At 72.5% G+C, this 8777-nt stretch carries 8 protein-coding genes and 1 rRNA gene; 3 read left to right on the top strand and 6 right to left on the bottom strand.

The window, feature by feature from the left end; all coding sequences use genetic code 11:
• The 3 genes from rrf to IEQ44_RS11510 all read left to right on the top strand — a co-directional run.
• Positions 1-70, top strand: a 5S ribosomal RNA gene (rrf, locus tag IEQ44_RS18490); the annotation flags it as partial.
• A 104-nt stretch (positions 71-174) separates the two neighbouring features.
• The gene (locus tag IEQ44_RS11515; RefSeq protein ID WP_193638603.1) at positions 175-1236 is read left to right on the top strand and encodes a tetratricopeptide repeat protein; all 1062 of its coding nucleotides are present in this window, start codon (positions 175-177) and stop codon (positions 1234-1236) included.
• 213 nt (positions 1237-1449) lie between these two features.
• Positions 1450-1977 (top strand): DUF3145 domain-containing protein, encoded by a 528-nt coding sequence (locus IEQ44_RS11510; RefSeq protein ID WP_319804634.1) that lies wholly within the window; start codon positions 1450-1452, stop codon positions 1975-1977.
• A gap of 112 nt (positions 1978-2089) precedes the next feature.
• Here IEQ44_RS11510 and IEQ44_RS11505 read toward each other — a convergent pair whose 3' ends face one another.
• The 6 genes from IEQ44_RS11505 to IEQ44_RS11480 all read right to left on the bottom strand — a co-directional run bounded on the left by IEQ44_RS11505 (position 2090) and on the right by IEQ44_RS11480 (position 8599).
• Complete coding sequence (locus IEQ44_RS11505; protein WP_193638601.1) at positions 2090-3529, bottom strand: carboxyl transferase domain-containing protein; 1440 nt, start codon at positions 3527-3529, stop codon at positions 2090-2092.
• Complete coding sequence (locus IEQ44_RS11500) at positions 3529-4761, bottom strand: beta-ketoacyl-[acyl-carrier-protein] synthase family protein (protein ID WP_193638600.1); 1233 nt, start codon at positions 4759-4761, stop codon at positions 3529-3531. The genes IEQ44_RS11505 and IEQ44_RS11500 overlap by 1 nt, the downstream gene beginning before the upstream one ends.
• A 41-nt stretch (positions 4762-4802) precedes the next feature.
• Complete coding sequence (locus tag IEQ44_RS11495; RefSeq protein ID WP_193638599.1) at positions 4803-5048, bottom strand: acyl carrier protein; 246 nt, start codon at positions 5046-5048, stop codon at positions 4803-4805.
• 49 nt (positions 5049-5097) lie between these two features.
• Positions 5098-6108, bottom strand: coding sequence for a beta-ketoacyl-ACP synthase III (locus IEQ44_RS11490; RefSeq protein WP_193638598.1), 1011 nt, complete (start codon positions 6106-6108; stop codon positions 5098-5100).
• Positions 6105-7286: an acyltransferase domain-containing protein gene (locus IEQ44_RS11485; RefSeq protein WP_193638597.1), complete on the bottom strand. Its 1182-nt coding sequence runs from the start codon at positions 7284-7286 to the stop codon at positions 6105-6107. The genes IEQ44_RS11490 and IEQ44_RS11485 overlap by 4 nt, the downstream gene beginning before the upstream one ends.
• A gap of 119 nt (positions 7287-7405) precedes the next feature.
• Positions 7406-8599 carry a PucR family transcriptional regulator gene (locus IEQ44_RS11480; RefSeq protein WP_319804633.1) on the bottom strand — a complete coding sequence of 398 codons (1194 nt, stop codon included), beginning with the start codon at positions 8597-8599 and terminating at the stop codon, positions 7406-7408.
• Positions 8600-8777: the final 178 nt, after the last annotated feature.

Raw genomic sequence — 8777 nt, 5'->3', positions numbered from 1 at the left:
GGAAGTTAAGCCTTTCAGCGCCGATGGTACTGCGACCGAGAGGTCGTGGGAGAGTAGGACGCCGCCGGACATACCTTTGCGCAGAGGCCACCCCTATAAGGTGGCCTCTGCTGCATTTCAGGCCTGCGAGCTCGCGGGCTTGTGCGAACGATACGAGACGAAGAGGTGGACTCCATGGCTGACGAGCGTCGTGGTCAGCGCCCTGCCGGAAACGGTGGAGGCTCCAGGGGGACAGGTCGCGGTGGAGCCGGAGGCTCCCGCGGCGGCAGCACGAGCGGTCGTGGTGGCGCACCCGGTCGCGGTGGCTCCAGCGCGGGCAAGCCGAGCCGTGGCGGGTCCGCCAGCGGCAAGCCCGGACGGGACGGCAAGCCCGGCGAACGCAGCAGCAAGCCCTACGGCAAGTCCGGTGACGGACGTACGTCGGACCGTGGGGGCCAGAAGTCGTACGATCGGGGCGGCAAGCCTGGTGCGCGGCGCGACTCGCGTGGGGGAGACCGTCCCTACTCGCGTGACCGCCGTGAGGCCGGCGAGAAGGGCCCGCGCACTGCGGACCAGGAGCGCTACGACGGTCCGGAGTTCCCCGAGGGGATCACCGGCAAGGAGCTCGACCGCTCCGTCAGCGCCCAGCTGAAGGGTCTGCCGGAGAAGCTGGCTGCCCGCGTGGCCCGTCACCTGGCGGCCGCCGGCGCCCTGATCGACACCGACCCCGAGACCGCCTACCAGCACACCCTCGCGGCCCGTGCTCGTGCCTCCCGGCTCGCGGTGGTGCGTGAGGCGGCCGGAGAAGCAGCGTACGCCGCCGGCCACTACGCCGAGGCGCTCTCCGAGCTGCGTGCGGCCAAGCGGATGAACGGCGTGCCCGACTACATCCCGATCATGGCGGACTGTCACCGAGCGCTCGGCCAGCCCGAGCAGGCGCTCAAGCTGGCCAAGAGCCCGTCGGTTGCGAACTTCTCTCCCGAGGCCAAGGCGGAGATGACGATCGTCGAGTCCGGTGCGCGGCGAGACATGGGGCAGATGGACGCCGCCCTGCGCACGCTCGAGCTCGCGCCCCTGATGCACAAGAGCCGTGCGTCGTGGGTGGTGCGCCTGCGTTACGCCTACGCCGACACGCTCCTGGCTGCCGGTCGCGAGGAGGACGCGCTGGCGTGGTTCCACCGGACCCACGCGATCGACAGTGACGAGATCACCGACGCCGCAGAACGCGCGGAGGCCCTGGAGAGGAAGAGGGACTGACGGTCAGCCCCCGGCCCTACGAGCCTGACCAGCGCGCACCTCCCGACACGCCGGGGAGTGCGCGCTGGTTTTCTTTGCCCGGATGGGTGAGAATGAGTCGTCTAATTACATAGGTGTCACTGTGTTGTCGAGGTGTCACTGTGCACATTCGTTTCTGGACGTGGAGATCGCTGGGGAAGGCGTAGCTCAACGCCGGAGATGAAGGAGGTCACGGTGACGACACGTACTGCACCCCGCCCGAACGGGCCCGCGACGCGCGGGATCCTGTTCGTGCACTCAACGCCGTCCGCACTCAGCCCGCACATCGAGTGGGCCGTGGGGGGCGTACTTGGCGCTGCCGTCAGCCTGGACTGGACGGAGCAGCCGGCCCAGCCCGGGACCTACCGGGCCGAGTTGTCGTGGACCGGTGCTGCCGGCACGGCGGCGGCGATCGTCTCTGCGCTCCGGGGGTGGAATCACCTCCGGTTCGAGATCACCGAGGAGCCGACGAGCTCGACCGAGGGTTCGCGCTACTCCTTCACCCCGGACCTCGGCGTCTTCCACGCCGTCACGGGGCTCCACGGCGACATCATGATCCCCGAGGACCGGCTGCGCTCGGCGATGGTGAAGGCGGCCAACGGCGAGACGACCGTCGAGCTGGAGCTGGACAAGTTGCTCGGCAAGCCGTGGGACGACGAGCTCGAGTCCTTCCGCTACGCCGGTGAGGGCGCTCCAGTGCGCTGGCTCCACCAGGTCGTCTGACCACCGCCGCGGGCGGCGTGAGCAGCCGTCCTCCGCGCGTGCGGCCCCACATCGACACGAGGGCCGGTCCTCCCCATCGGGAGGACCGGCCCTCGTCGTGCTGTCGGGGACCTCAGAGCGGGATGTTGCCGTGCCTCCCGCGCAGGGTGCCGTCGCCCGCGGCCTGCTGCAGCGCCTGCGCGATCGCGGTGCGGGTGCGGGCCGGCGCCACGATCTCGTCGACCACCCCGATCTCCACGGCCTTCTCCACGCCGCCCGCGATCTTCTCGTGCTCCGCGGCCAGCTCCTCCTCGATCTGCGGGAGAAGGTCGGGTGGCACCTCGGCGAGGCGACGACGGTGGATGATCCTGATCGCGGCCAGCGGGCCCATCACCGCAACCTGGGCGCCCGGCCAGGCCAACACCTTCGACGCTCCGAGTGACCGGGCGTTCATGGCGATGTAGGCGCCACCGTAGGTCTTGCGGGTCACCACGGTCACGCGCGGCACCACGCACTCGGCGAAGGCGTGCAGCAGCTTCGCGCCGCGCCGGACCACGCCGTCCCACTCCTGACCGACCCCGGGAAGGTAGCCGGGCACGTCGACGAGCACCACGAGGGGCACGCCCAGGGCGTCGCAGAGGCGTACGAAGCGTGCCGACTTCTCCGCCGAGGGGGAGTCGAGGCAGCCGCCGAGGCGCAAGGGGTTGTTGGCGACCACGCCGACGGTACGTCCGCCGAGGCGCCCCAGGGCAGTGACGACGTTGGGTGCCCACTTGGCGTGCAGCTCGGTGGTGCTGCCCTCGTCGAGCACCGCGTCGACCAGCGGGTGCACGTCGTAGGCGCGCTTGGGATCGATCGGCAGGATCTGCTCGAGGTCGGAGTCCTCCACGCTGGCCTCGTCCATCTGGCCCTGGGCCCCGAGCAGGTGGGCCACCTGCCGCGCGGAGTCGAGCGCCTCGCGCTCGGTGTCGGTGAGCACGTGCACCACGCCCGAGCGACGTCCGTGCGGCTCGGGGCCGCCGAGCCGGAGCATGTCGACGTCCTCACCGGTCACGGAGCGGACCACGTCGGGGCCCGTGACGAAGATGCGTCCCTCCGGCCCGAGGATCACCACGTCGGTGAGTGCGGGGCCGTAGGCCGCGCCCCCGGCTGCCGGGCCGAGGACGACGGAGATCTGCGGGATCCGTCCGGACGCGAGGGTCATGGCCTGGAAGATCAGTCCCACCGCGTGCAGGGAGAGCACCCCCTCGGCCAGGCGGGCGCCCCCCGAGTGCCACAGGCCGATGACCGGCACGCCGTCGGCGAGCGCACGGTCGTAGGCCTCCACCACCGCGCGGCAGCCCACCTCGCCCATCGCCCCGCCCATGACGGTGGCGTCGGAGCAGAAGGCGACGACAGGAGCGCCGTGCACCTCGCCGCGGGCGGCCAGCATGCCGGAGTCGTCGACAGGGCTGAGCAGCTCGAGGGTGCCCTCGTCGAGCAGCGCGGCGAGCCGGTGCAGCGGGTGGCGGGGGTCGTCGGTGCGGTCGGGGCGGTCGGGGCGGGCCAGCGACGGGCTGGGTGCGGCGCTCATCAGATGCTCCTGAAGGCGAGGGCGACGTTGTGGCCGCCGAACCCGAACGAGTTGTTGAGCGCAGCGAGGTCCCCGCCGCCGAGCGTGCGTCGGGAGCAGGCCAGGTCCAGGCCGACGTCCTCGGGGTCGTCGAGGTTGATGGTCGCCGGCACCGTGCGCTCGTGCAGCGCCAGGATCGTGGCGATCGACTCCAAGGCACCGGCGGCGCCGAGGAGGTGTCCGGTCATCGACTTCGTCGACGTCACCACTGCCGTCGTGGAGGAGCCCAACGCGTTGCGGATCGCCAACGCCTCGGCCAGGTCGCCCTGCGGGGTCGAGGTGGCGTGCGCGTTGACGTGGACGACGTCGGAGGGGGAGAGGTCGGCCTGGCTCAGGGCTCGCACCATGGCGCGCGTGGCCCCGGCGCCGACGGGGTCGGGCTGGGCGATGTCGTGGGAGTCCGCCGTGATGCCGGCTCCCGCCGCCTCGGCGTAGATCCGGGCTCCGCGGGCCCGGGCGTGCGCCTCGGACTCGAGGACCACCACGCCTGCTCCCTCTCCGAGGACGAAGCCGTCACGGCCACGGTCCCAGGGCCGGGAGGCAGCCGTGGGGTCGTCGTTGCGCCGGCTCAGGGCCATCATCTGACCGAAGGCGGCCATCGGCAGCGCGTGCACCGCCGCCTCTGTGCCCCCGCAGACGACGACGTCTGCCCGGCCCAGGCGGATCAGGTCGATGCCCAGGGCGATGGCCTCGTTGCCGGAGGCGCAGGCGGAGACCGGCGTGTGCACCCCGGCCTTCGCCCCCACCATCAGTCCGACGGTCGCCGCCGGACCGTTGGGCATCAGCATCGGGATCGCGAGGGGCGAGACCCGCCGCGGTCCCTTCTCGCGCAGGGCGTCGTAGTTGGCGAGCAGCGTCGTGACGCCGCCGATGCCGGAGGCGATGGCGACCGCCAGGCGCTCGGGCTCGACGCCGGACTCACCGAGTCCGGCGTCGGCCCACGCCTCGGTGGCGGCCACGGCGGCGAGCTGGCCGGACCGGTCCATCCGCCGCGCCTTGACGCGGTCGAGCACCTCGCCCGGCTCCACGGCCACCCGCGCGGCCAGGCGCGAGCCCAGGGGCTCGGCCCACTCGTCGGTGAGGGAGGCGACACCGGAGGTGCCGGCGAGGAGGGCCGACCAGGTGGTGGGTACGTCGCCACCCACCGGTGAGGTGGTGCCGAGGCCGGTGACGACGACGCGGGGGGCTGTCATGGAACTCCTTGAGCGAGACGGACGGGGGACGGCGCCTGGGCTCAGGCGGCGGCCTTCTCGATGAAGGCCACGGCGTCACCCACGGTCTTCAGGTTCTTGACCTCGTCGTCGGGGATCGAGACGCCGAACTTCTCCTCGGCGGCAACCACGACCTCGACCATCGACAGGGAGTCGACGTCCAGGTCGTCGACGAACGACTTGTCGAGCTGCACGTCCTCGGGGCTGACGCCAGCGACCTCGTTGACGATGTCGGCGAGCTCGGAGCGGATCTCTTCGGTGGTGGCCATGGAGGCCTCCTTCTCTTCTGGTGGTGGGTTCTTCGGTGGGAACAGGGGGTCAGGGGACGCGGACGACCTGGGCGGCGTAGGCGAGCCCGGCGCCGAAGGCGATGAGCAACGCCGTGTCCCCGGATCGTGCCTCACCCTCGACCATCATGCGGTCGAGTGCCATCGGCACGGAGGCCGCCGAGGCGTTGCCCTGGTCGGCGATGTCGCGGGCGATGCGCACGTGGGCAGGCAGCTTCATCGCGCGCGCCATGGCGTCGATGATGCGCATGTTGGCCTGGTGGGGCACGAAGACGTCGAGGTCGTCGATGCCGATGCCTGCTCGGTCGAGGGCACGGCGCCCGACCTCCGCCATCGTGAAGGACGCCCAGCGGAAGACCGGGCTGCCCTGCATCACCAGGTGCGGCATCCGGCCGCTGCCGGGGGTGGTCTCGTCGCCCACCACGTCGCGCCAGTCCTCGCGCTGACGGATGAGGTCGTACTGCTCGCCGTCGGAGCCCCAGACCACCGGGGCGATGCCCGGGGTCGCGCTCGGGCCGACCACGGCCGCGCCGGCCCCGTCGGCGAAGATGAAGGCAGTGCCGCGGTCGTGTGGATCGGTCAGGTCGCTGAGTCGTTCGACGCCGATCACGAGCACGTGCTGGGCCGTGCCGACGCGCACCATGTCGTTGGCGAGCGCCAGGGCGTGGCAGAAGCCGGCGCAGGCCGCGGAGATGTCGAAGGCGGCGGCGTGGTCGGTGCCGAGGTCGTGGGCGACGGCCGTGGCCAGCGCCGGGGTCTGCAGGAGGTGCGAGACGGTCGCGACCACGACGCAGTCGACGTCGGTGGCGGCCAGACCGGCACGCTCGAGGGCCTGGCGCGACGCGCCCACGGCCATCGACCGCACGCTCTCGTGGTCGTCGGCCCACCGACGCTGCCGGATGCCCGAGCGCTGCTGGATCCACTCGTCGCTGGAGTCGATCGCGTCGACGACGTCGGCGTTGGGCACGACCCGGGAGGGCCGGTGGACCCCCAGCCCCAGGATGCGGCTGCCGGGAACGCCGGTGGGGGAGGCGAGTGTCATGCGGCGCCCATCGGGTGCAGGCGGAGCAGGGGCTGGCCGGGGGAGACCGGGTCGCCGTCCTCGACCAGCCACTCGACCACGCGTCCGGCGTGCAGCGTACGCACGCCCGCGCTGTCGCGGGTGCTGGCCACGTCGCCGATGAGGGTGCCGGCCCCGACGACGGCGACGTCGTCGGCGGTGCGGCGGTGGAAGGTGCCCTTGGCGGGCGCGACGACCATCCGCCAGGTCGGCGACGTCTCCATCGGGGAGACCTCTGCGTGGTGCCCGCAGAACTCGCGAGCCGCGTCCAGCTGGTCGGGAGTCTTCAGGGCGAAGGTCTCCACGCCCTTGAGGGCACGCTTGGCGATGCCCGTCAGGGTGCCGGCCGGTGGCATCTCCAGGATGCCGGTCACCCCGAGGTCGGCCATGGTCTCCATGCACAGGTCCCACCGCACGGGGTTGGCGATCTGGCCGACGATGCGCTTCAGGACGTCGCCGCCGTCGTGGACGACCTGACCGTCGCGGTTGGAGATGAGCCGGGTGCGCGGGTCGTGGGTCGAGACCGAGCGGGCCAGCTGACCCAGGTGGGCCACCGCCGGCTCCATGTGGGTGGTGTGGAAGGCGCCGGCCACGCTCAGCGGCACCAGGCGGGCGCGCGCCGGGGGATCGGCGGCCAGGGCGGCGAGCTGCTCGGTGGTTCCGGCGGCGACGACCTGGCCGGGACCGTTGTCGTTGGCCGCGGTGAGGCCGTGGCGCTCCAGGGCCGCCAGCACGTCGTCGCGGTCCCCACCCAGCACCGCGGTCATGCCGGTGGGGGAGACGGCGGAGGCCTGCGCCATCGCGCGGCCACGCTCGCGCACCAGCACCATGGCCTGCTCGGCCGTGATGACCCGGGCCCCGGCGGCGGCGGTCAGTTCGCCGACACTGTGACCGGCGACCGCGCCGATCTGGGCGAAGGCGTCGCCCGGGTGGGGGAAGAGCTCGAGGGCCGCCACCAGCCCGGTGGCGACCAGGAGCGGCTGGGCGACCTCGGTGTCACGGATGGTCTCGGCGTCCGAGACGGTCCCGTGGGTCACGAGGTCGATCCCTGCGACGGCGGAGAGCCACTCGAAGCGCGCACGGAACGCGGGTTCCGCGAGCCACGGGGTGAGGAAACCGGGGGTCTGGGCCCCTTGACCGGGGGCGACGATGACGAGCACTCCACCACTGTGCCTGTGCGACGTGGCCGTACGGCAGCCGAGCAGGACGAAAAAGAAGGGCGAAAGTTTGTGGGGGTCCTACAAGTCCGCGGTGGGTGACGGCGTGGGGCCCAACGGAGTCAGGACTCGGCGACCATGCGCCCCACGGCCAGAGCCACCTGCAGCGTGAACGCGTCGTGCGGCGTGGTGGGCGTGAGCCCGGTGGTCTCGGCCACCTGGCGCAGGCGGTAGCGCACGGTGTTGGGGTGCACGAAGAGCGCACGTGCCGCCGCCTCCGTCGAGTGCCCGGCGTCGAACCAGGCCTGCAGGGTCTCGGCCAGGGTGCTTCGCGGCGAGGTCAGGGGTTCGTGCACGGTCGTGACCAGCTGGTCCCGGGCGCGGGCGTCGCCCGCCAGGGCCCGCTCGGCCAGCAGGTCGGCGCTGCGCACCGGCACCGGCGCACCGGGCCAGGCGGCGCAGACGCGGTGAGCGAGGAGTGCCTCGGCGGCCGAGACGTGAGCCGTCGGGAGGCCCGAGGTCACCGGACCCACCACGACCGGGCCGGGGGCGAAGTGCTCGACCAACCAGTCGGCGGCGACCTCGGGCTCCTGCACGCCCCCGAGCACCACGACCAGGAGGTCGCCCTGGGTGGCGCACAACGAGTCAACGCCCGCGGCGTGCGCGGCGCGGCGTACGCCCTCGAAGACGTCGGTCTCCTTGCGCCCGGCAGGCGCCGACCCGACCACCACCGCGACGCCGGAGGCGGCCTTCCACCCGAGAGCGCCTGCGCGGGAGAGCAGCGACTCGTCGGAGTCGGCGCGCAGCACGGCGTCGACGACCAACGCCTCCAGGCGCGCGTCCCACGCCCCGCGCGACTCCGCCGCCCGGGCGTACACCTCGGCGGTGGCGAAGGCGACCTCACGTCCGTAGCGCAGCACCGCCCGGTGCACCAGAGGAGCGTCCTCGACGGCCACCAGGTCGTCGATCGCCGACTCCACCACGTCGATGCTCAACCGGATCAGGTCCACCGTCTGGCGCAGCGTGATGACCCCGGCCAGCTCGCGCGGCGCCGCGCCGAAGACGGTGGTGGCCAGGGCGTGCCCGTCGAGGTCGTCGTCGCCGGTGGCGCCGGGGCTCGAGCGCAACCAGTCGACGAACGTCCGGATGCCGGCGTGCACGATCAGGCCGACCCAGGAGCGGTCCTCCGCGCTGAGCTCGGAGAACCACGGCATCTCGCGGTCCATCCGCGCGGTGGCGGCCGTGCTCATGGCGCCGCTCGCCCGCGCGAGCGCGGCAGCGACGCGGGCCTGCTCGTCCGTCACCTGGGGGGTCACCCCTCGAGGGTAGTTCGCCCATGCCAGAGGGGCGGCGGGCCCCTCCGGGAGGCGCCACTTGCGGAAAAAGGACCACGGGGCGCATGGTCTTTGTCACACTTCGGGTATTCGCCCGGGGTTCACCCACCAGTCACATGGGTATCGCTCCGGACATCGGGTCGGTCACGGGAGGCACGGA

It is taken from the genome of Nocardioides malaquae (genome assembly GCF_015070385.1).
Lineage (GTDB): Bacteria > Actinomycetota > Actinomycetes > Propionibacteriales > Nocardioidaceae > Nocardioides > Nocardioides malaquae.
The sequence above is the reverse complement of the archived record's forward strand: the minus strand, read 5'-3'. Positions and strand labels throughout refer to the sequence as shown.